We start from the raw sequence: 21,106 nt of genomic DNA on the forward strand, positions 1-21,106 counted from the left end.
GCCCGGCGCGGCGGCCTGACGGGCTCTGCGCCGTACGGCCGGGCTCAGGCGTCGGCCGTGGCGCGCGCGTAGCGGGCCACGAGCGCGAGCAGTTCCTCTTCGGAGTACGGCTTGCCCAGGTAGTGGTCCACCCCGAGTTCGCGCGCGTGTTCGCGGTGCTTCTCGGCGATGCGCGAGGTGATCATCACCACCGGCAGGTCGCTCAGGCGCGCGTCGTTGCGGATGTTGCGCACCAGGTCGAAGCCGTCCATGCGTGGCATCTCGATGTCGGACAGCACCACGCTCGGGCGCTCGGCCTGCAGGCGTTCCAGGGCTTGCAGGCCGTCGGCCGCGAGCGCCACGCGGTAGCCCTCGCGCTGCAGCAGGCGCTGCGTGACGCGGCGCACCGTGATCGAGTCGTCGACCACCAGCACCAGCGGCACGTGCGCCATCGCGGCGTCGGCGGGGTTGTCGGCGACGGCCCCGGCCTGTTGCGGCAAGGCCTGCTGCGCGCGCACCCAGTCGGCCACCTGCGGGCCGTACACGGTGGACAGCGCCACCGGGTTGTAGATCAGCGCCACCGCGCCCGAGGCGAGCACCGACATGCCGGCCAGGCCGGGCAGGCGCGAGAGCTGCGAGCCCAGGTTCTTGACCACGACTTCCTGGTTGCCCAGCACCTCGTCGACGTGCATGGCCACGCGCTGCGCGGCGCTTCGGAAGATCACCACGGGCAGCGTGCGGTGCGTTTCCTGCGACTGCGCCGACGATTGCAGCAGCGCGCCGCCCCAGTAGAAGGGCACGTCTTCACCGCCGTGCGGCAGCTGGCCGCTCGCGTAGGCGGCCTGCAGCTCGGCCGGCGAGAGGCGGCGCACGATCTCGACCACGTTGGAGGGCACGCCGAAGGCCAGCTCGCCCACGCGCAGCATCACCACCTGCGTCACCGCGGTGGTGAGCGGCAGCACGAGCTTGAACTCGGTGCCCTGGCCGGGCCGGGTGGCGGTCTCGATGCGGCCGCCGAGCGCGAGCACGTCGTTGCGCACCACGTCCATGCCGATGCCGCGGCCCGCGAGCTCGGACACCTCTTTCGCGGTGCTCAGGCCGGGCTCGAAGATCAGTTGCGCGGCCTGGGCGTCGTCGAGCACCGTGTCGGTGGCCAGCAGGCCGGCTTCCACGGCCTTTTCGCGCAGGCGCGCGGTATCGATGCCCGCGCCGTCGTCGGCGAACACCAGCGACACGTCGTTGAGTTCCTGCTGCAGGCGGATCTCGATGCGGCCTTCGGCCGGCTTGCCTTGCTGCTCGCGCCGCTCCGGGGCTTCGATGCCGTGCGCCACGTGGTTGCGCAGCAGGTGTTCGAAGGCGCCGGTCATGCGGTCGAGCACGCCGCGGTCCATTTCGATGTTGCCGCCCGCGATGTCCAGGCGCACCTGCTTGCCGGTTTCCTTGGAGGCCTGGCGCACCACGCGGTACAGGCGCTCGGAAATGCCTTCGAACTCCACCATGCGCGTGCGCAGCAGGTCGCGCTGCAGTTCGCGCGTCTGGCGCGCCTGGGCCACGAGGTTGTCTTCGGTGGCTTCCACCGCGCGCTGCAGGTTGCGCTGCACCGTGGCCACGTCGTTCACCGACTCGGCCATCATGCGGGTGAGCTCCTGCACGCGCGTGAAGCGGTCGAACTCGAGCGGGTCGAACGACTGGTTGACGTCGCGCGCCTGGGCCAGGCGCGACTGCATCTGGCTCTCGGCCTGCAGCTCGATGTCGCGCAGCTGCTGGCGCAGGCGGTCGAGGTTGCCGGTGAGGTCCTTGAGCGAGGTGCGCAGCGTGAGGATCTCGGCCTCCATGCGCGAGCGCGAGATGATCACCTCGCCGGTCTGGTTGACCAGGCGGTCGAGCAGCTCGGGCCGCACGCGCACGGCAGCGCCGCTGCGCGTGGCGAGCTGCGCGGGCGCGACCGGGGCCACGAACTGCGGACCGATCGGCGTGCCCGGCACGGGCGCGGGCGCGGTCTCGGCCGGCGCGGCCACAGGGGCTTCGGGCGGCACGGCCTCGGGCAGCGACTGCACCACCGCGCCGGTGGCGGCGTCGGGGTGGCGCAGCTGCTCGAAGCGCGCGTTGATGGCGTCGAAGATCTCCTGCAGCACCTGCACGTCGCTGGAGCGCTGCACATCGGAGCCCAGGCGCTCGGCCGCGGTCTCCATGCGGTGGGCCATTTCGCCCAGCCGCAGCGCGCCGGCCAGGCGGGCGCTGCCCTTGATGGTGTGCAGCGTGCGCAGCACCTCGCCGCGCGCGCTGGTGTTGTCGGGCCGCGCGACCCACTGGCGCAGCGCCGAGGCCAGTTGGGGCAGCAGCTCCTGCGCTTCCTCGGCAAAGATGGGGAAGAGATCGACGTCGATGGTGTCGACCGCGTCGATGTCGTCGTCGATGTCCTGGTGAACCGAGGGCACCGGCTCGGCCGGTGCGAGCGGGGCCAGGGGCTCGGGCGCCAGCGCCCCCCAGCCGGTCGAGACCGGCTCGGGCTCGGGCGTGGCCAGCGGTTGCGGTTCGGCCGCCAGGGGTTCGGGCTCGGGCGCGCCGTCCTCGGGCGCGTCGTCGTGCGCGAGCAGCTCGACCTCGTCGGTCAGTTGCAGGAACACCGCGTCGTGGCCATTGGCCGCCACGGGCGCCGCGGGGGCCTCGAAGGCCTCGGGCTCGTGCAACACACGCTGCAGCTCGGCGAGCACCTGGGGATCGGCCTCCTTGAGGAAACCGGCCGCGAACTGGTGCAGCAGGCGGCGGATGTCGTCGGCCGCGGCCACGAACACCGCGCCGAGCGCGGGCGCCGCGACGGTGCCGGTGTTCTGCCGCGCGGCCACGGCCTCGAGCGCGTGTTCGAGCGCGCGCGACACGCCCGACAGCGAATCGAAGCCGACCGTGGCCGACGCGCCGGCCAGCGAATGGGCCAGTGCCTCGGCGGGCTCGGGCAGCGGCGCATGGGTTTCGAGCGCCCACTCGGACAGCACGGTGCCGAGCCGGCGCGACCACTCGTCGGCCTCGTTGAGGAAGACGTTGTAGAGCTTGTGCCCGATGCGCAGCGGGCCGATCTCGCGCACCTGTTCGTCGGGCGACTCGGCCGCCGCGGCCTCGGCCACGACCACTTCGGGCGGCAGCGGCTCGACCACGGGCGGCTCGGTGAGTTCGATTTCTTCGATGTCCGCGAAGCCCGACTCCACCGCGTCGCGCGGGAAGTCTTCGATGGCGTCGAACTCGGGCATCACGCGGCTGTCCGGGCCGGGTTCGGCGGAGAGCTCGGGCTCGGGCTCGGCGGCGGACGACAAGGGCTCGGGCTCGGCCACGGACATCTCGGGTTCGGGCTCGGCCACAGGCATTGCGGCCAGCAGGTCGAGGTCGGTGTCGGCGAGCAGCGGCGCGTGTTCGTGATCGGGCGGCGGCTCCGTCGGGGCGATCGCCTCGGGCGCCAGCGGTTCGGGCGCCAGCGGTTCGGACACGACAGGTTCGGCCAGGAGCGGCTCGGACACGGCCGGCCCGTCCGCCACCGGCTCGGGCAGCGGCGCGAACGCGCTCACCGTGGTGCGGATGGGCACCCACACGCCCTGTTCGCGCAGGGCCTCGGCGCTCACGCGGAAGGGGTGCGAACGCCAGGCGTCGGCCTGTTGCGCGCCGATCGCCTGCACCCATTGTTCGAAGCGGTCGAGCGCCTCGCCCGACAGGCCCAGCAAGGCTTCGCTGGCCGATCGCTGTTCGGCCAGCACGGCGTTGAGCAACTGCTCCATGGCCCAGGCGGCTTCGCCGAACTCGTTGAGGCCGACCATGCGCGAGCTGCCCTTGAGCGTGTGGAAGGCGCGGCGCAGGGTCGTGAGGTGGTCGAGGTCGGCGCCGTCGTCGTGCAGGCGGGCAATGGCCTCGCGGCCATTGGCCACGACCTCGCGCGCCTCCTCCAGGAAGATGTCGAGCAGTTCGCCTTCGTCGCCCTCGTCGGCGTCGGCGGCCGGCGCTTCGGCGGGCCCGGCCTGCGCGGCCGAGGCGACCTCGGTCAGGCCCACGAGGGCCTGCGCGGCCTGCAGCGCGTCGTCGCGCACCACGGCCTCGGCGGCCTCACGCGCGGCCTTCGCCATGGACGGCTGTTCGGCCAGCGCGGCCTGATCGGCCAGCGAGCCGAGCTGCTGGCTCAAGCCGCTGAGGTCGTCGATGCCGCCGAAGACGCTGTCGACCACGTCGCGCACGCCGTCCTGCAGGGCCTCGGCGTCGGCCTGGGCCGCGGGCGCGCGGTCGCGACCCACGCTCGCGCGGCCCATGAGCGCCACCAGGCCGCCCTGCTCTTCGTCGTACACGAAGAGCTTCTTGGCCAGCGCCGGCTGGTAGCTGAGCATGTCGACGAGGAAGCTCAGCGAGCTCAGGTTGTCACCGAGCTGCTGGAAGGTGCCGGCCTCGCGCGCGCGGCCTTCGTCGACCTCGGTGTCGAGGATCTGCTCGACCCGGTTGCGCATGCTTGCGACGGCCTGCACTGCGTGGTCCAGCCCCAGCACCGAGAGCACGCCGCGCATCTGCGCGAGCTGCGTGGCGGCCACGTGCAGGCCGCCTTTTTCGTTCGGGTGGCGGAAGAAGTGGTCGAGCGACTTCTCGACTTCGGCCAGCGAGACCTTGAGCTCGTCGACCACGCTGCCCATGGTCTGGCGGTCGCTCACGCGGCGGTAGAGCTGCTCCATCCAGTCGTCGAGCGGGCGCGGCGGCTGGCCGTCGATGACGCCGTTGAGGCGATCGGCCAAGTCTTGCGTGCGCGTGGCCAGCGCGGGATCGGTGGGGTCGAAGTCGTCGAACGCGGCTTCGAGGTAAAGGGTGGTGGTGGCGACTTCCATCGCCAGCTCGGGGCGCGCACCGCCGGGCTCGTTCACGGCGCGGTCGGTGGCCTTCACCAGGGCCGCGGCCAGCGGCGCGCTGGCCGGGTGCAGGCGCAGCAGCGATTCGCCGATGAGGCCGAACTGATCGACCACCTGGCGCGCGCGCGAGCTGTCGCCGCCCGAGAACAGCGACCACGCCTCTTTGGCGGCGTTCATGCGCTTGCGCGCCTGGGCCAGCACCGCGGGGTCGTAGCGGCCCAGCGTGGCCTGGTGGTAGTCGGCCGCGCGGTAGGCGTCGAGGCCGCTGGCCGCGCGCACCGGCCCGAGGTGGGCCGAGGGCTGGCCCTCGCGCACGGGCGTCTGGGCGCAGAAGAACAGCAGGTCGTGCAGCAGGGTTTCCGACACCTGGGCCGAGCCCGAGGCGAGCTGCCCGAACTGCATGAGCAGGCGCGAGGTGGCGCGTTTCGCGTAGACGTCGAAGCCCAGGCCGTGCGAGGCCACGCCCTCGAAGAAGGCCGCGGCCACCCGCCAGAAGGTGCGCTGGCGCGGCTCGCCCGCCCCGGCCGACAGGCCGGCGCAGAGCTTGGAGAGCTGCTGGCAGGCCGCCACGCTTTGCGTCTTCACGGCCAGCAGGATCAGGCGGTCGAACAGCGAGCGCACGGCCGGCGCCGGTTCGAGCGGCTTCACGCCCTCGGGCGCGGGCAGATCGAGGTGGCGCAGGTCGGCGTCCCACAGATCGGCGGGGTGGATGCGTTCGGCGCCCGCCACCTCGAGCACCTCGCGGTACTGGTGGAACAGGGCCACTGGCTGCACCGGCTTGTGGTTGAGGACCGCCTCAAGGTATTCGATCAGCGCGAAGCTCGCGCGCTCGACGCGGCTCGCCGCGTCTTCGTTGCAGGTGTCGGGCTTCTGCACGAAGCGCTGCACCGCCGATTCCATGGCGCGCAGCACCTGGGCCGGCGCCGCCAGGCCCACCACCTCGAGCGCGCCCACCGCCTGGTGCAGCTGCTGGCGCGCGATGCGCAGCGCCGCCGGATCCACGGCCTCGAGGTCGCTGTGGCGCGCCTGATCGTTCTCGCGCACGAAACGCCGGATCGCCTTGTTCGCACCGTCGAGCGACTTGCGCAGTTCCTCGAAGACCCAGGCCAGCGGGCCCAGGTCGGCAACGGGGAGGTCCTGGAGAACGGAATCGGTCGCTTCGGCCATGGTGTGATCAGTGGGTCAGCGGAACACAGGGGCGGGGTGTCAGGCGATCTTGAACCGCGCCACCGACTGGCGCAGTTCCTCGGCCATGGCCGACAGCTCGCGCACCTGCTGGGCCGTGGAGCGCGTGCCCTCGCCGGTCTGCTCGGTCACCGCGAAGATGTGCTGGATGTTGCCCGCCACCTCGTTGGCCGATTCGGCTTCGCGCGAAGCCGCGTTCGAGATCTGTTCGATGAGGTCGGCCAGGCGGCGCGACACGCGGTCGATCTCGGACAGCGCGGTGCCCGCGTTGTCGGACAGCTTGGCTCCCTCGACCACACCCTGGGTGGAGCGCTCCATGGCGGCCACCGCGTCCTGGGTGTCGGTCTGAATGGCCTTCACGAGCGCCGCGATCTGGCGCGTGGCGTCGGCCGAGCGTTCGGCCAGGCGCTGCACCTCTTCGGCCACCACCGAGAAGCCGCGGCCCGCTTCACCGGCCGACGCGGCCTGGATGGCGGCGTTCAGGGCCAGCACGTTGGTCTGTTCGGTGATGTCGGAAATCAGCTCGGTGATCTCGCCGATCTCCTGCGAGGACTCGCCCAGGCGCTTGATGCGCTTGGACGTTTCCTGGATCTGGTCGCGGATGGCGTTCATGCCGCCGATGGCGTCCTGCACGGCCTTCAGGCCCGATTCGGCGGCGCTCAGCGAGGCACGCGCCACATCGGCCGATTCCTGCGCCTGGTTGGACACCTGGTTGATGCGCTGCGCCATGTCGAGCACCGACTGGCCGGTTTCGCGGATCTCGCGCAGCTGTTCGGTGGAGGCGGCGAGCAGCTCGGTCGAGGTGTTTTCCACCGCCGACGTGGTTTGCGCCACGCGCGTGGCCGTGGCCTGCACGTTGCCCACCAGCGAGCGCAGTTCTTCCACCGTGTAGTTCACCGAGTCGGCGATGGCACCGGTGATGTCCTCGGTCACGGTGGCTTCCTGCGTGAGGTCGCCTTCGGCCACCGTCTGCAGTTCGTTCATGAGGCGAAGAATGGCGGCCTGGTTGGCGTCGTTGACGCGCTTGGCTTCCTGCTCCTGCGCCTCGGCGGCGAGCCGCTGCGATTCGGCCACGAGCTGGCGCTGGCGGCTGTCCTGCAGCTGCACGTAGGCCAGGCCGCCGGCGCAGGCGAGCGCGAAGGCCGCGGACAGCGCCAGGGCCAGCAGCGAGCCGGCGCCCAGGCCCGAGCGGCCCGAGAGGTCTTGCTGCAGCTTCTCGAGGCCCACACGCAGCTTCTCGCTGTCGGCCACGATGGCGGCCTGCGCTTCGCGCGCGGACACCAGACCCTGCAGGTTGCCCAGGATGGCGCCGGCCTCGGTGCGGGTGGCTTCGTAGGCCTGCAGCAGCGCGCGCAGGCGCTCGCGCACCTGCTCGTCGCGCGCCGGCGCCAGGCGCAGTTCCTGGCTGCCGTTGAGCAGGCCCTCGCTGACCTCCTTGAAGGTGATCAGGTCTTTGCCGAGCAGGAACACGGCCTCGGGGCTCACGCCTTCGAGCGTGAGGAATTCGTTGGCCGACTTGCCGATGCGCTGCGTGAGCATCACGAGCTGGCCGGAGGCGGAGATCTCGGCCGCGGGCGCGTTCTGCTGCAGCTTGAGCGAAGCGATGGTCTCGGCGATCTCGAGCAGGTCGGACGACTGGCGGTTGATGGTGCGCAGCGCCGTGCCCACCTGGGTCAGCGTGGCCTGCTGGCCCAGCACCGTGGCGGCGTTGCGCTCGGCGTCGTCCACCGGCGCCATCAGCGGCTCGAGCGAGCCGCCCAGCTCGCCACCGAGCGGCTCCAGGCCCATGGTGTTGTCGCCCTGCTTGAGGCCGCGCACGCTGGAGGCCAGCACGGTGGAGCTCTCGCGCACCTCCGGGAAGGCCGAGGGGCTGCCCACCAGGGCCTGCGACACGCTCTTGGCCAGGCGCTGCGACTGCATCAGGGCCTGGCCGCTGGCCGCCACCTGCTGGCTGACCTTGTTGGTCTGGCTCAGGATGAAGAAGGTGATGCCGCCGAGCACCAGCAGCGCCAGCGCGAGCAGCACCGCGAGGGTGCGCTGGTGCTGTTCGGCGGGCTTGCGGCCCAGCAGCGGCAGCGTGACCAGTGCCTCCTTGGGGGCGTCGCCGTCGTCGTCGGTGATCAGCAGGTTGTCACCCAGGTCGCCGCCGTTGTCGTCGGGTGCCAGCCGGGCCGCCGCGATCTCGGCGATGTCCAGGTCGGTCGCCTTCGACAGGTCAGGCTCGTCGGCGTCTTTGCCCTTCTTGGAGAAAAGACCCTGAAAGCGATCCAGCGTGGCCATGTGATTACCTTCCAACTCAGAACGGGTGACGGATACAGGGTGTGCCGTGCGACGGCATCGACATCAGGCCGCTATGGCCAGGAACTCGGGCTCGTTGACGAGCAGTTGCAGGTCCAGTTCGAGCCAGGACTGCCCGCTCTCATCGATCAGCACGCGGGTGGCGTACGGCGGCGCGTCCGCCGGCCGGTCGGCGACCGCGCGGAAGGCGCCGGGGTTGCGCAGGCCCAGCAGGCGGTCGATCCACAGCACCGCATTGAGGCCCAGGGCGCCGTGCAGGCTCACCAGGCGCGAATCGGAAGTGACACGTTCGGCGGGCCGCACGGGACTGCGCGCCGCATCGCCGCGCAGCAGGGCCGCGAGGTCGATGACGCCGTGCACGCCGCCGCGCAGGTTGGCCACGCCGACGTACCAGGGCTTGGTGTACGGCACGGGCTGCACCGTCGACCAGGGAAAGATCTCGCCCGACTGCACCAGGGGCAACAGCAGCCGCTGACCGCCGGCCTCCAGGGCCAGCCAGGTCGCGGTCACGGACTCGGTCTTGGCGGCCGTGAGCCGTTGCGCCAGGCGTTCCTGCAGTTCCTTGAGCGACTGTCTTTTGGGCATGCTGGGTGGATCGGGTTCCCGTGGGCGCTCAAGCGAGCGCGCGGATCTTGGACAGCAGCTCTTCGCCGTTGACCGGTTTGGTGACGTAGTCGCGAGCGCCCTGGCGCATGCCCCAGACCCGGTCGGTTTCCAGGTTCTTGCTGGTGCACATGACGATGGGAATGCTCGAGAACTGCGGGTCGCGCGTGATGGCACGCGTGAGCTGAAAACCATTCTGGCCGGGCATCACCACGTCCATCAGGATCAGGTCGGGCTTTTCCTCGCCAAGACGACGGAAGGCCTCGTCGGCGTTCTCGGCGGTGCGCACCGTGTAGCCGTTTTTGCTCAGCAGGTCCGAGAGCACCATGAGTTCGGTTTTGGAATCGTCGACGACGAGGATCTTCTGGATGGGCATCAGGACACTCCGTTGAATTGCACGCCGAACTGCTGCACGGCCTGCAGCAGCTGGTCTTTGGTGAAGGGCTTGGTGAGGTAGTCCTGCGAGCCGACCATGCGGCCGCGGGCCTTGTCGAAGACACCGTCCTTGGAGGACAGCATGACGACGGGAATGCCGGCGAAGCGGGCGTTGCGCTTGATGATGGCGCAGGTCTGATAGCCGTCGAGGCGCGGCATCAGGATGTCGCAGAAGATCAGATCGGGCTGGTAGTCGTTGATCTTGGCCAGGGCGTCGAAGCCGTCGTCGGCCAGCAGGACCTCATGGCCGCCCTGCTTCAGAAAAATCTCGGCACTGCGCCGGATGGTGTTGCTGTCGTCGACGACAAGAACCTTCAGGGCGGACGTTGCGCTCACGATGGACGGGCTCCTCAAACCATCCGTGACGGCGTGGCCAGCCCACCCCGTCACACGGAAAACCGGTTGTCGAGCGAGGGCCCGTCAACCGGTCAGATCTGCACCATTTCGAAGTCTTCTTTTCGGGCGCCGCACTCGGGGCAGGTCCAGTTCATGGGCACGTCGGCCCATGCGGTGCCCGGCGCAACGCCGTGCTCGGGTGCACCCGCGGCTTCGTCGTAGATCCAGCCACAGATCAGGCACATCCAAGTCTTGCTATCGGTCATGGTTACTAGAGGCGGTATCGTAGAATGCAAGAATTGTATCTAGCCTGTTCAAGCGCTCTGCGGCGCAATTTCTCAGGCGAATGGACGCGACACTGACGCGTGCTCGGCACGCCACGGGTTGAGCCACCCCGGCCCACGATCCCCCACCATGTCCTCCTCCCCTTCCGAACCCGACTCCCCCGACCAGCCCGGCGAGGCCTCGCTGCCCTGCGTCATGAGCTTCAACGCCAACGACCCGAGCGGCGCGGGCGGCCTCAGCGCCGACCTCACCGCCATGTCCAGCGCCTCGGCCCATGTGCTGCCGGTGGTCACCGGCACCTATGTGCGCGACACCACCGCGGTGCGCGACCACATCGCCTTCGACGAGGAGGCGGTGCTCGATCAGGCGCGCTGCGCGCTCGAGGACATGCCCGTGCAGGCCTTCAAGGTGGGCTTCGTGGGCACGCCCGAGAACCTGAGCGCGATCGCCCAGATCACGAGCGATTACGCCGAAGTGCCGGTCATCACCTACATGCCCGACCTCTCCTGGTGGGACGAGCTCGAAATCGAAACCTACCTGGACGCCTGCACCGAACTGCTGCTGTCGCAGACCACGGTGCTGGTGGGCAACCACAGCACGCTGTCGCGCTGGCTGCTGCCCGACTGGGAGGGCGACCGCCCGCCCGGCCCGCGCGAGGTGGCCCGCGCCGCCGCGGTGCATGGGGTGTCGTACACCCTGGTGACCGGCTTCAACGCCGCCGACCAGTTCCTCGAAAGCCACCTGGCCTCGCCCGAAACCGTGCACGCCACCGCGCGCTACGAGCGCTTCGAAGCCACCTTCAGCGGGGCCGGCGACACGCTGTCGGCCGCGCTGTGCGCGCTGATCGCGGGCGGCGCCGACCTGCAGAACGCCTGCGCCGAAGCGCTCACCTACCTCGACCAATGCCTGGACGCGGGCTTCCAGCCCGGCATGGGCAATGCCGTGCCCGACCGCCTGTTCTGGGCCCACGACGACGACGAGGAGCCCGGGGGCGCCCCGGCCGCCGAACCCGCGTCGGACAGCACGCTCGACGCCGACGACTTCCCCCTCGACACCACCCGCCATTGACCGACCGCCCATGACCGACCGCAACGCCGAACTGTTCGAGCGCGCCAAGGCGCTGATCCCCGGGGGCGTGAACTCGCCCGTGCGCGCCTTCCGCGCGGTGGGCGGCACGCCGCGCTTCGTGCAACGCGCCCAGGGCGCCCACTTCTGGGATGCCAACGGCCGGCGCTACATCGACTACATCGGCTCCTGGGGCCCGATGATCCTGGGCCACGGCCACCCCGCGGTGGTCGAGGCGGTGCACAAGGCCGCGCTCGACGGCTTCTCGTTCGGCGCACCCACCGAGCGCGAAGTGGCGTTGGCCGAAGCCATCGTCGAACTCGTGCCCAGCCTCGAGATGGTGCGCCTGGTGAGCTCGGGCACCGAGGCCGGCATGAGCGCCATCCGCCTCGCGCGCGGCGCCACCGGCCGCAAGAAGATCGTCAAGTTCGAGGGTTGCTACCACGGTCACGCCGATGCGCTGCTGGTCAAGGCCGGCTCGGGCCTGGCCACCTTCGGCAACCCCACCAGCGCGGGCGTGCCCCCCGAGGTGGTGCAGCACACCCTGGTGCTCGAATACAACAACCTCGAGCAGCTCGAGGCCGCCTTCGCCGAGCACGGCGCCGACATCGCCTGCCTGATGATCGAACCGATCGCGGGCAACATGAACTTCGTGCGCGCCAGCGTGCCCTTCATGACGCGCTGCCGCGAGCTCTGCACGAAGCACGGCGCGCTGCTGGCCTTCGACGAGGTCATGACGGGTTTCCGCGTGGCGCTGGGCGGCGCGCAAAGCGTCTACGCCAAACTCATCCCCGGCTTCGAGCCCGACATGACGGTGATGGGCAAGGTCATTGGCGGCGGCATGCCGCTGGCCGCCTTCGGCGGCAAGCGCGCGGTGATGGAGCAGCTCGCGCCGCTGGGCCCGGTCTACCAGGCCGGCACGCTCTCGGGCAACCCGGTGGCCACGGCCTGCGGCCTGGCCACGCTGGCCGAGATCCGCAAGCCCGGCTTCTTCGACGCCCTGTCGGCGCGCACACGCGCGCTGGTGGACGGTCTCAAGGCCGAGGCGCGCGACGCCGGTGTGGCCTTCAGCGGCGACAGCGAGGGCGGCATGTTCGGCTTCTTCCTCATGCCCGAGCTGCCGCAGAACTACCAGACCGTGATGAAGACCGACGGCGCGCGCTTCAACGCGCTGTTCCACGGCCTGCTCGATCGCGGCGTGTACATCGCCCCGGCGCTGTACGAGGCCGGCTTCGTGAGCGCGGCCCACAGCGAGCAGGACATCGCCGACACCCTGTCGGCCGCGCGCGAGGCCTTGCGCCAGTTGCCGCGCTGAGCGCCGGCAACCGCGGCGCGCTCAGCGCGCCAGCCGCGTGAGGCTGAAAGCCCCGGCCAGGCAGGCCAGGCCGGCGGCCAGGCCCAAGGCCACGAAAGGCCCGTGGCCCTGCGCGGGCGGCCACAGGCTGAACACGGTGGCCGCGGCCATGGCCCCGATCAGGTGACCCGTGAGGCGCGCGGCGCTCTGCATGCCCCCGGCGCCGCCGCTGCGGTGGGCCGGCGCCGAGGTCACGATGGTGTGGTTGTTGGGCGACTGGAACAGGCCGAAGCCCGCCCCGCACAACAGCAGGCCCGCGACGATGCGCGGCACGCCTGCGGTGTCGGGCAACACGGCCAGCAGGGCCAGGCCCAGCGACATCGTGCCCAGGCCGATGCCGCCCAGCAGACCGGCCGGGACACGCCCGATCAGGCGGCCCGCGAACGGCGCCACCGCGATGGTCGCGACCGGCCAGGCCATCATCAGCAGACCGGTTTCCCAGTGGCTGCGGCGCAGCAGGTCGAGAAACAGGAAGGGCAGCGACACGTAGGCCAGCATCTGCGCGCTGAATGCGCTCACCGAGGTGCACATGGACAAGGCGAACACGCGGATGCGCAACAGGTCGAGTGGCAGCAGGGGCGTGGCCTGCACCAGTTGCCGCCGCACATAGACCGCGCCCACCAGCAGGCCCGCGGCCAGCAGGGCGGCGGCCAGGTCGCCGCGCAGCCAGCCGCCGTGCGCACCCTGCCCCGTGGCCAGCGCGTCGACCCCGAGGAACACCAGCCCGAAGGTGAGCACATTCAGCACCACATCGAGCGGGCCGACCCGGCTCGCCACCGCGCCGGCATGGTCCGGCAGCGCGTGCGCGCCCATCCACAGCAGCCACAGGCCCACGGGCACGTTCACCGCGAACAGCCAGGGCCAGTCGGCCACCGACAGCACCGCCGCCGCGAGCGAGGGCCCGAGCACCGAGGCCGAGGCCACCACCATGGAATTGAGCGCGATGCCGCGCCCCAGCAGCGCACGCGGGTAGGTGGCGCGCACCAGCGCGAGGTTGACGCTCATCATGCCGGCGGCCCCCAGGCCCTGCACGAAGCGCATGGCCGCCAGCCAGAACAGGCTGGGCGCGAGCGCACAGGCCAGCGAGGCCAGCGTGAACAGCGCCGTGCCCGCGAGGTACACACGCCGGTAGCCCAGACGGTCGCCGAGCGAGGCCAGCGGCAGCAGCACGCACAGCACCGCGAGCTGGAAGGCGTTGACCACCCAGATCGCGCTCTCGGGCGGGGCGCCGAAATCGGACGCCAGCGTGGGCAGCGCGAGGTTGACCAGGGTGCTGTCGAGCACCGCCATGGCGATGCCCACGAGGATCACGAGCACCGCCCAGCGGCGCTGCGGCTGCGGCAGGCCGTCGGGCAAGGAACGCTCAGTGGCGGAAATGGCGCACCCCGGAGAACACCATCACCACGCCGCGCTCGTTCGCGGCGTCGATGACCTCCTGGTCGCGCATGGAGCCGCCGGGCTGGATCACGCAGCTCGCGCCCGCGTCCACCACCACGTCGAGGCCGTCGCGGAAGGGGAAGAAGGCGTCGCTGGCCACCGCCGTGCCCTGGAGCGAGAGCTTGGCGTGTTCGGCCTTGATGCTCGCGATGCGCGCGGAATCGAGGCGGCTCATCTGGCCCGCGCCCACGCCCATGGTCATGCCGTCCTTGCAGAACACGATGGCGTTGGACTTGACGAACTTGGCCACCTTCCAGGCGAACATGAGGTCGTCGAGCTGCTGCGCCGTGGGCTGCAGCTTCGTGACCACCTTGAGGTCTTCGCGCTGCAGCACGTGGTTGTCGGCGCTCTGGATCAGCAGGCCCGAGCCCACGCGCTTGACGTCGCTCAGGTTCAGGCCCTTGTCCCAGGCCGTGGGGCCGCCGGGCGGCAGATCGATCTGCAGCACGCGCACGTTGGCCTTGGCCTTGAACACGGCGAGCGCCTCGGGCGTGTAGCCGGGCGCCATCAGCACCTCGACGAACTGCTTGCTGATGGCCTCGGCCGCCGCGCCGTCGAGCGGGCGGTTGAGCGCGATGATGCCGCCGAAGGCGCTCGTGGGATCGGTCTGGAAGGCCTTCTGGTAGGCCTGAAGCGGGCCCTCGCCCACGGCCACGCCGCAGGGGTTGGCGTGCTTGACGATCACGCAGGCCGGCGCGTCGAAGCTCTTGACGCATTCCCAGGCCGCGTCGGCGTCGGCGATGTTGTTGTACGAAAGCTCCTTGCCCTGCAGCTGCTTGGCGGTGACCAGCGAACCGGGCGCGGGGTACAGGTCGCGGTAGAAGGCCGCGGTCTGGTGCGGGTTCTCGCCGTAGCGCAGGTCTTGCAGCTTGATGAAGCGGCCGTTCGACTGGCCCGGGTAGGCGCTGCGCGTGGGCACCTCGGCGGCCTCGTCGAATTCGATGGCCGAGAGGTAGTCGCTGATCGCGCCGTCGTACTGGCTGATGCGGTTGAAGGCGGCGACCGACAGCGCGAAGCGCGTCTTGAGCGAGAGCGTGCCGCCGGCCTTGAGCTCGTCGATCACGGCCGCGTACTGCGAAGCGTCGGTGAGCACGGCCACGTCACGCCAGTTCTTGGCCGCGCTGCGCACCATGGCCGGGCCGCCGATGTCGATGTTCTCGATCGCGTCGGCCAGCGTGCAGCCGGGCTTGGCCACGGTGGCCTCGAAGGGGTAGAGGTTGACCACCAGGATGTCGATGGTGGCGATGCCGTGTTCCTTCAGGGCCGCCATGTGCTCGGGCAGATCGCGGCGCGCCAGCAGGCCGCCGTGCACCTTGGGGTGCAGCGTCTTCACGCGGCCATCGAGCATCTCGGGAAAGCCGGTGACCTCGGCCACCTCGGTCACGGGCAGGCCCTGCTCGGCCAGCAGCTTGGCGGTGCCGCCGGTGGACAGCAGTTGCACACCGAGCGCGTGCAGCGAGCGGGCGAGATCGACGATGCCGGTCTTGTCGGAAACGGAGAGAAGGGCGCGCATGGGAGTTCGGAAGAAAAGGAAAAGGGTCAGTCGATCAGGCCGTGCTCGAGCAGCTTCTTGCGCAGCGTGTTGCGGTTGAGGCCCAGCCATTGCGCGGCGCGCGACTGGTTGTGCTGCGCCTGCTCCATCACCACCTCGAGCAGCGGGCGCTCGACCGCGCGCACCAGCATGTCGTGCAGGTTCGCGGGCTCGGTGCCGTCGAGGTCACGGAAATAGGCTTGCAGGCTGTCGCGGACGCAGGCGTCCAGCGGGTTGCCCGAGGGGTGCTTCTTGTTGCTCATTCGGTGGCCTAGGCGGCGAGTTTCCAGGCGGGCGACGCGGCGGCGTCGATCCAGGCATCGAAGGCGTCGGCCACCACGCGGCGCTGCGCGTCGATGGTGGTCGTGGCGTTCACACGGCTGCGGAAATCGCTCACCTGTTCGCGCGACAGCGGCAGCGACTGCGCGTACCAGCCCAGGTGCTTGCGCGCGCTGCGCACGCCGGTGTTCTCGCCGTAGAGACTGTAGTGGTCGTCGAGGTGTTCGAGCAGCCAGCCGCGCACCTCGGCCAGGTCGGGCGCGGGCAGCGGTTCGCCCGTGGCCAGGAAGTGCGCGATCTCGCGGAAGATCCAGGGCCGGCCCTGGGCCGCGCGACCGATCATGATGGCATCGGCCCCGGTGCGCTGCAGCACCTCGCGCGCGCGCTCGGGCGAATCGATGTCGCCATTGGCCACCACGGGAATGCGCACGCGGCTCTTGATCAGCGCCACCGTGTCGTGCTCGGCCTCGCCGCGGTAGCCCTGCTCGCGCGTGCGGCCGTGCACGGTGAGCATCTGCACGCCCGCGGCCTCGGCCGCCAGCGCCAGCACCGGCGCGTTGCGCGCGCTGTCGCACCAGCCGGTGCGCATCTTGAGCGTCACCGGCACGCCGTGCGGCGCACAGGCCTGCACCACGGCCTCGACGATGGCGATGGCCAGCGCTTCGTCCTGCATGAGCGCGCTGCCGGCCCACTTGTTGCAAACCTTCTTGGCCGGGCAGCCCATGTTGATGTCGATGATCTGCGCGCCGCGGTCGATGTTGTAGCGCGCAGCGTCGGCCATCATGGCCGCATCGGTGCCCGCGATCTGCACCGCGATCGGCGCCGCCTCGCCCTCGTGGTTGGCGCGGCGCGAGGTCTTGAGGCTGTCCCACAGGTCGCGCCGGCTCGTCACCATCTCGCTCACGGCGTAGCCCGCACCCAGCCGCTTGCACAGCTTGCGGAACGGCCGGTCCGTCACGCCCGCCATGGGCGCGACAAAAAGGGCATTGGGCAGGCGGTGGGGCCCGATCTGCATGGCGATGGGAGAATGTGGCGGTCTTGTCGGCGCCGCGGGCCCCTGCGGGCGGGCGCGAAGGGTGCGCATTGTACCTGCCTGTTTTTTCAGCAGACGGGAGCCCGAGAGAGCGCACGCGACCGACCCCAACACCATGCCCGACTGGTTTTCCACCCTTGCCCAATGGCTGGCCCTGCCCGAGGTCGGCCTGAGCACCGTTTTCGTGGTGGCCTTCGTTTCGGCCACGCTGCTGCCGCTGGGCTCCGAGCCCGCGGTCTTCGCCCTGGTCAAGCTCAACCCCGAGCTGTTCTGGCCCGCTGTGCTGGTGGCCACGGCGGGCAACACGCTGGGCGGCGCGGTGAGCTGGCTCATGGGCCTGGGCACCCACCGCCTGGTCGACCGCGCACGCGGCAACCCGACCGAGTTGCGCGCCCTGCACTGGCTCGAACGCTTCGGCCCCAAGGCCTGCCTGCTGAGCTGGCTGCCCGTGGTGGGCGACCCGCTGTGCGCGGTGGCCGGCTGGTTGCGCTTTGCGTTCTGGCCCTGCCTGTTCTACATGGCCATCGGCAAGTTCGCGCGCTACCTCGTCATGACGGCCGCGCTGCTGTGGGCCTTCCCCGGCGCGTTTCCATCATGAGCCGACCTGCCCTGCCGCGCGCCCTGTGGGCGCTGATGGTCGGCAACCTCGTGATCGGCACCGGCGTGATGGCCGTGGCCGGCACGCTCAACGACATCGCACGCTCCCTGGGTGTGTCCATTCCTCAAGCCGGGCTGCTGATCACCGCGGGCGCGGCCCTGATCGGCGTGGGCGCGCCCCTGTTCGCCACCCTGGTCGCCGGCTGGGACCGGCGCCGCCTGCTCGCCTGGTCCCTGGTCTGGTACGCGGTGCTGCACGCGGCCTGCGCGCTGGCCCCCAACTACCCCACCCTCATGGTGTTGCGCGTGCTCGCCATGGTCCCGCCCGCGGTCTTCACGCCCCAGGCCGCGGCCAGCGTGGGCCTGCTCGTGGGCCCGGCGCACCGGGGCCGGGCCATCACTTTCGTGTTCCTGGGCTGGTCCGTCGCCTCGGTGATGGGCATGCCGCTGTCGGCCTGGATCGGCGGCGAGCTGGGCTGGCGCTGGGCCTTCGGCCTGGTCGCCGTGATGGCCATGCTCAGCGGCGCCTGGGTCTGGCGCGAAATGCCCGACGGCGTTCGGCCCGCCGCCCTCTCGCGCGAAGCCTGGGGCCGCGCACTGGGGTCGCCCCCGCTGATGATGGCCGTGGGGGTCACGCTGCTGTCGGCCTTCGGGCAGTTCACGCTGTTCTCCTACTTCGCGCCTTACCTGACCCAGACCCTGGGGGCCGGCGGGGCGGGCCTGTCGCTGCTCTTTCTCTGGTTCGGGGCCTTCGGCCTGCTGGGCAACGTAGCCGTCACGCGCCAGATCGACCGCCTGGGCGCCGCGCGCGCGGTGCTCATCACGCTCGGCCTCATGGCCCTGAGCCTGCTGCTCTGGCCGCTGGGACGCGGCCACTGGTGGGGCCAGGCCCTGGTGATGGTGCCCTGGGCGCTGGGCTGCTTCGCGGCCAATTCGGCCCAGCAGGCGCGGCTGGTGCAGGCCTCGCCGGTGCTCGCGCCGGCCACGGTGGCCCTGAACACCTCGGCCATGTACGGCGGACAGGCGCTGGGGGCGGCGCTCGGGGGGCTGCTCATCGCCCAGGGCCAGTTGCTGCAGCTGCACTGGGTGGGCCTGGTGCTGATGGGCCTGTCCATGGGACTCAGCGCCTGGGCGGCGGCGCGCGCCCAGGCCTAGTCCACCGCGGGCGCGGGAACCTCGGGTGGGTATGCGTTACCCAGCTTCGCCCCAGCTTTCATCCCGCGATCCCATGAACGCCATTCCCTCTCCCGATGCCGCGGCCCGGTGCCTGGTGGCCGCCGCCGAACACGCCGAGGCCATGGAGGCGGTGGTCGAACTCTCGCCGGGCACCTGGTTCGTGCACTTCGAAACCGGTGGCGAGTGCCTGGTGGAATGGGCCGAGTCCCCCCAACGGCTCGTCATCACGGCAGGCGTCGGGCAACCCCGCGAGGACGTGCAGGCCAAGGTGCACGCCAGTTGCCTCAGCTTCAACACGCTGTGGAGCGAACTGGGGGCCATGCGGCTGGCGCGCGACGACGAAGACGGCCACCTGCTGCTGATCAACGACATCCAGCTCGACGACGCCGAGGCGGCCCACGTGCTGCTCGCCAACACCCTGCTGCGCCACGAAGGCATGCGCCTGTTCTGGACCATGCTGGTGGAGAACGCCGAAGCCGGCGACGGCGGGCCTTCGAAGGCCCTGGACATGATGGCCCTGCAGCGCGCCTGAGGGAGCACGTCCATGAGCAAGATCGACGCAACACATCCCGACAACGCCGGCACCCCCATCGGTGCGGCGCTTCCCCCGGCGGGGGCTCAACCCGACAACGCCCCCTCGGGCGCACGCACCCTGTATGCGCGCCCTGGCCATGAACCGGCGCAGACACCGCCCGATGCGCGCACGCAGGCCCGGCGCGACCGCCTGCTCACGCACGCCCAGGGCCATGCAGCGCGCCGCCAGGCCCTGGCCGAACTGCTGCGCAGCGGCGCGCTGGCCGATGTGGTGCAGGTCGACCCGCTGCTGCGGCGCGACGTGGACAAGCTCATGGCCTTCGTTCTCGATGACGACGCGGCCGCTTCCGCCGCTCACCCCGCCTCCAACTGATCAGGCCCCGGAGCCCCCATGACCTCTCGCCTCACCAACCCCGTCAAGCTCCTGCAGGCACGCGTCGCGGCGTCACAGCAAAGGGCCCAGGACAAGCGCACGATCGCGGACGAAACCAAGGGCACGGGCGAACGCCTGCAGGCACTTGACCGGTACCTCCAGAACACCGGCAAATACAAGGTGCTGGTGCTGCGCACGGATCGCCATGGCGAAGCGCGGCTTTCAACGCGCCGCGCAAGCTGGATCGACAGGCACCTGATTCCGACCAACGTCGAAGAGCGCCGCATCTCGGGGCTCAATCACATGCTCGAGAACCTGTTCGTCAAGGTTTCTTCGGAAACCCTGTTGCCTCAGATGCGCAAGGCCGTGACCCCATTGGTCGACATGTTCAAAAAGGACATGGGGCAAGAGGCCGTCTCTTCGGCCACGACGTTCACCTTGCGCGAAAAGGTCAAGGAACTGGCGCGGGCCTACGAGCTCACGTCGGTGAACCGGCAACAGCCCACCGCAGCAACCGGTCAGTTGCAGTCGGTTGGCGCCACGCGCATCACCCTCGACGAACTGCCCCCCACGGCCTGAGCCTGGCGGGACGAAGGGGCGGGTTCAGCCCGAGAACAGGAAGTTCATCACGTCGCCGTCCTGCACGACGTAGTCCTTGCCCTCCGCGCGCATCTTGCCGGCCTCCTTCGCGCCCTGCTCGCCCTTGTGGGCGATGTAGTCGGCAAAGGCAATCGTCTGGGCGCGGATGTAGCCCTTCTCGAAATCGGTGTGGATCACGCCGGCCGCCTGCGGGCCGGTGTCGCCCTTGTGGATGGTCCAGGCGCGCACCTCTTTTTCACCCGCGGTGAAATAGGTTTGCAGGCCCAGCAGGCCATAGGCCGCGCGGATCAGGCGGTTCAGGCCGGGCTCTTCCTGGCCCAGCTCTTCGAGGAACATCTGGCGGTCCTCGTCGCTCATCTCGGCCATTTCGGCCTCGAGCTTGGCGCAGATGGCCACCACCGGCGCGTGCTGCGCCTCGGCGTAGGCCTTGAGGCGATCGAGCAGCGGGTTGTTCTCGAACCCGTCCTCGGCCACGTTGCCCACGAACATCGCGGGCTTGGCGGTGATGAGGAACAAGGGCTTGAGCAGCGCGCGCTCTTCCTTGGACAGGTCGAGCGTGCGCACGGGTTTCGCCTCGTTGAGCGCGGCCTGGCATTTCTCGAGCAGCACCAGCAGCTTCTGCGCGTCCTTGTCGCCCGCGCGCGCGGTTTTCTGCGCGCGCTGGATGGTCTTTTCCACGGTGGACAGGTCGGCCAGGCAAAGCTCGGTCTGGATCACCTCGATGTCGGCGATCGGGTCGACCTTGCCCGCCACGTGGATCACGTTCGGGTCTTCGAAGCAGCGCACCACGTTCACTGTGGCGTCGGTCTCGCGGATGTGGGCCAGGAACTGGTTCCCCAGGCCTTCGCCCTTGCTCGCGCCGGCCACCAGGCCCGCGATGTCCACGAACTCGACGATCGCCGGCACCACGCGCTGCGGCTGGACGATCTCGGCCAGCTGCGCGAGGCGCGGGTCGGGCACTTCCACCACGCCCGTGTTGGGCTCGATGGTGCAGAACGGGTAGTTCTCGGCCGCGATGCCGGCCTTGGTGAGGGCGTTGAAGAGCGTGGACTTGCCCACGTTGGGCAGGCCCACGATGCCGCATTTCAAGCTCATGGGGGGAACCTCGTGACGAACCCGGCAGTGTAGCCCAGGGGGT

The 21,106-nt window shown here is 70.3% G+C and carries 18 protein-coding genes; 7 read left to right on the top strand and 11 right to left on the bottom strand.

What is annotated here, in order from left to right; all coding sequences use genetic code 11:
• Positions 1-44 precede the first annotated feature (44 nt).
• The 6 genes from G9Q37_RS12255 to G9Q37_RS12280 form a co-directional block, all read right to left on the bottom strand.
• The gene (locus G9Q37_RS12255) at positions 45-6,014 is read right to left on the bottom strand and encodes an Hpt domain-containing protein (RefSeq protein WP_166227463.1); all 5,970 of its coding nucleotides are present in this window, start codon (positions 6,012-6,014) and stop codon (positions 45-47) included.
• Between the two features lie 39 nt (positions 6,015-6,053).
• A complete protein-coding gene (locus tag G9Q37_RS12260) occupies positions 6,054-8,312 on the bottom strand; it encodes a methyl-accepting chemotaxis protein (RefSeq protein ID WP_166227464.1) in 2,259 nt (752 codons plus the stop codon).
• A 63-nt stretch (positions 8,313-8,375) separates the two neighbouring features.
• Positions 8,376-8,915 (bottom strand): chemotaxis protein CheW, encoded by a 540-nt coding sequence (locus G9Q37_RS12265; RefSeq protein ID WP_166227465.1) that lies wholly within the window; start codon positions 8,913-8,915, stop codon positions 8,376-8,378.
• A 28-nt stretch (positions 8,916-8,943) separates the two neighbouring features.
• On the bottom strand, positions 8,944-9,309 hold the full coding sequence (locus G9Q37_RS12270) for a response regulator (protein WP_166227466.1): 366 nt from the start codon (positions 9,307-9,309) through the stop codon (positions 8,944-8,946).
• Positions 9,309-9,704, bottom strand: a complete 396-nt coding sequence (locus G9Q37_RS12275) for a response regulator (RefSeq protein ID WP_420810286.1) — start codon at positions 9,702-9,704, stop codon at positions 9,309-9,311. The genes G9Q37_RS12270 and G9Q37_RS12275 overlap by 1 nt, the downstream gene beginning before the upstream one ends.
• Positions 9,705-9,796: 92 nt before the next feature.
• Positions 9,797-9,970, bottom strand: a complete 174-nt coding sequence (locus tag G9Q37_RS12280; protein WP_166227467.1) for a rubredoxin — start codon at positions 9,968-9,970, stop codon at positions 9,797-9,799.
• Between the two features lie 148 nt (positions 9,971-10,118).
• Here G9Q37_RS12280 and thiD point away from each other — a divergent pair, with 148 nt between their 5' ends.
• The gene (gene thiD, locus G9Q37_RS12285; protein WP_166227468.1) at positions 10,119-11,057 is read left to right on the top strand and encodes a bifunctional hydroxymethylpyrimidine kinase/phosphomethylpyrimidine kinase; all 939 of its coding nucleotides are present in this window, start codon (positions 10,119-10,121) and stop codon (positions 11,055-11,057) included.
• Between the two features lie 10 nt (positions 11,058-11,067).
• A complete protein-coding gene (gene hemL / locus G9Q37_RS12290; protein ID WP_166227469.1) occupies positions 11,068-12,369 on the top strand; it encodes a glutamate-1-semialdehyde 2,1-aminomutase in 1,302 nt (433 codons plus the stop codon).
• A gap of 21 nt (positions 12,370-12,390) precedes the next feature.
• Here the strand turns inward: hemL and G9Q37_RS12295 are convergent, their stop codons facing one another.
• From G9Q37_RS12295 to dusB, 4 genes are read right to left on the bottom strand one after another with little or no spacing between them, the layout of a single operon-like run.
• On the bottom strand, positions 12,391-13,764 hold the full coding sequence (locus G9Q37_RS12295; RefSeq protein ID WP_240936382.1) for an MFS transporter: 1,374 nt from the start codon (positions 13,762-13,764) through the stop codon (positions 12,391-12,393).
• Positions 13,765-13,771: 7 nt separating this feature from the next.
• On the bottom strand, positions 13,772-15,358 hold the full coding sequence (gene purH, locus G9Q37_RS12300) for a bifunctional phosphoribosylaminoimidazolecarboxamide formyltransferase/IMP cyclohydrolase (RefSeq protein ID WP_166227470.1): 1,587 nt from the start codon (positions 15,356-15,358) through the stop codon (positions 13,772-13,774).
• A gap of 26 nt (positions 15,359-15,384) precedes the next feature.
• Positions 15,385-15,639, bottom strand: coding sequence for a Fis family transcriptional regulator (locus G9Q37_RS12305; protein WP_166227471.1), 255 nt, complete (start codon positions 15,637-15,639; stop codon positions 15,385-15,387).
• 8 nt (positions 15,640-15,647) lie between these two features.
• Positions 15,648-16,670 carry a tRNA dihydrouridine synthase DusB gene (gene dusB / locus G9Q37_RS12310; protein ID WP_166227472.1) on the bottom strand — a complete coding sequence of 341 codons (1,023 nt, stop codon included), beginning with the start codon at positions 16,668-16,670 and terminating at the stop codon, positions 15,648-15,650.
• Between the two features lie 133 nt (positions 16,671-16,803).
• Between dusB and G9Q37_RS12315 the strand changes: the two genes are divergently transcribed.
• The 5 genes from G9Q37_RS12315 to G9Q37_RS12335 all read left to right on the top strand — a co-directional run bounded on the left by G9Q37_RS12315 (position 16,804) and on the right by G9Q37_RS12335 (position 19,947).
• Positions 16,804-17,286 (top strand): YqaA family protein, encoded by a 483-nt coding sequence (locus tag G9Q37_RS12315; RefSeq protein WP_166227473.1) that lies wholly within the window; start codon positions 16,804-16,806, stop codon positions 17,284-17,286.
• Positions 17,283-18,440: an MFS transporter gene (locus G9Q37_RS12320; protein ID WP_166227474.1), complete on the top strand. Its 1,158-nt coding sequence runs from the start codon at positions 17,283-17,285 to the stop codon at positions 18,438-18,440. Before G9Q37_RS12315 ends, G9Q37_RS12320 begins: the two co-directional genes overlap by 4 nt.
• A 73-nt stretch (positions 18,441-18,513) precedes the next feature.
• The gene (locus G9Q37_RS12325) at positions 18,514-18,993 is read left to right on the top strand and encodes a type III secretion system chaperone (RefSeq protein ID WP_166227475.1); all 480 of its coding nucleotides are present in this window, start codon (positions 18,514-18,516) and stop codon (positions 18,991-18,993) included.
• A 12-nt stretch (positions 18,994-19,005) separates the two neighbouring features.
• The gene (locus tag G9Q37_RS12330) at positions 19,006-19,368 is read left to right on the top strand and encodes a hypothetical protein (RefSeq protein WP_166227476.1); all 363 of its coding nucleotides are present in this window, start codon (positions 19,006-19,008) and stop codon (positions 19,366-19,368) included.
• Between the two features lie 18 nt (positions 19,369-19,386).
• Positions 19,387-19,947 carry a hypothetical protein gene (locus G9Q37_RS12335; RefSeq protein WP_166227477.1) on the top strand — a complete coding sequence of 187 codons (561 nt, stop codon included), beginning with the start codon at positions 19,387-19,389 and terminating at the stop codon, positions 19,945-19,947.
• Between the two features lie 24 nt (positions 19,948-19,971).
• On the opposite strand, the gene ychF is transcribed toward G9Q37_RS12335, so the two are convergent.
• Complete coding sequence (gene ychF, locus G9Q37_RS12340; RefSeq protein WP_166227478.1) at positions 19,972-21,063, bottom strand: redox-regulated ATPase YchF; 1,092 nt, start codon at positions 21,061-21,063, stop codon at positions 19,972-19,974.
• Between the last annotated feature and the right edge of the window lie 43 nt (positions 21,064-21,106).

The sequence above is a fragment of the Hydrogenophaga crocea genome (assembly GCF_011388215.1).
In the GTDB taxonomy this organism is placed as follows: domain Bacteria; phylum Pseudomonadota; class Gammaproteobacteria; order Burkholderiales; family Burkholderiaceae_C; genus Hydrogenophaga; species Hydrogenophaga crocea.

Coding starts and splice junctions, on each gene's coding strand:
- G9Q37_RS12265 (WP_166227465.1), bottom strand. CDS start 8,915: ATGCCCAAAAGACAGTCGCTCAAGGAACTGCAGGAACGCCTGGCGCAA.
- dusB (WP_166227472.1), bottom strand. CDS start 16,670: ATGCAGATCGGGCCCCACCGCCTGCCCAATGCCCTTTTTGTCGCGCCC.
- G9Q37_RS12335 (WP_166227477.1), top strand. CDS start 19,387: ATGACCTCTCGCCTCACCAACCCCGTCAAGCTCCTGCAGGCACGCGTC.
- hemL (WP_166227469.1), top strand. CDS start 11,068: ATGACCGACCGCAACGCCGAACTGTTCGAGCGCGCCAAGGCGCTGATC.
- G9Q37_RS12320 (WP_166227474.1), top strand. CDS start 17,283: ATGAGCCGACCTGCCCTGCCGCGCGCCCTGTGGGCGCTGATGGTCGGC.
- G9Q37_RS12325 (WP_166227475.1), top strand. CDS start 18,514: ATGAACGCCATTCCCTCTCCCGATGCCGCGGCCCGGTGCCTGGTGGCC.
- G9Q37_RS12315 (WP_166227473.1), top strand. CDS start 16,804: ATGCCCGACTGGTTTTCCACCCTTGCCCAATGGCTGGCCCTGCCCGAG.
- G9Q37_RS12330 (WP_166227476.1), top strand. CDS start 19,006: ATGAGCAAGATCGACGCAACACATCCCGACAACGCCGGCACCCCCATC.
- G9Q37_RS12270 (WP_166227466.1), bottom strand. CDS start 9,309: ATGCCCATCCAGAAGATCCTCGTCGTCGACGATTCCAAAACCGAACTC.
- ychF (WP_166227478.1), bottom strand. CDS start 21,063: ATGAGCTTGAAATGCGGCATCGTGGGCCTGCCCAACGTGGGCAAGTCC.
- G9Q37_RS12260 (WP_166227464.1), bottom strand. CDS start 8,312: ATGGCCACGCTGGATCGCTTTCAGGGTCTTTTCTCCAAGAAGGGCAAA.
- G9Q37_RS12255 (WP_166227463.1), bottom strand. CDS start 6,014: ATGGCCGAAGCGACCGATTCCGTTCTCCAGGACCTCCCCGTTGCCGAC.
- thiD (WP_166227468.1), top strand. CDS start 10,119: ATGTCCTCCTCCCCTTCCGAACCCGACTCCCCCGACCAGCCCGGCGAG.
- purH (WP_166227470.1), bottom strand. CDS start 15,358: ATGCGCGCCCTTCTCTCCGTTTCCGACAAGACCGGCATCGTCGATCTC.
- G9Q37_RS12280 (WP_166227467.1), bottom strand. CDS start 9,970: ATGACCGATAGCAAGACTTGGATGTGCCTGATCTGTGGCTGGATCTAC.
- G9Q37_RS12305 (WP_166227471.1), bottom strand. CDS start 15,639: ATGAGCAACAAGAAGCACCCCTCGGGCAACCCGCTGGACGCCTGCGTC.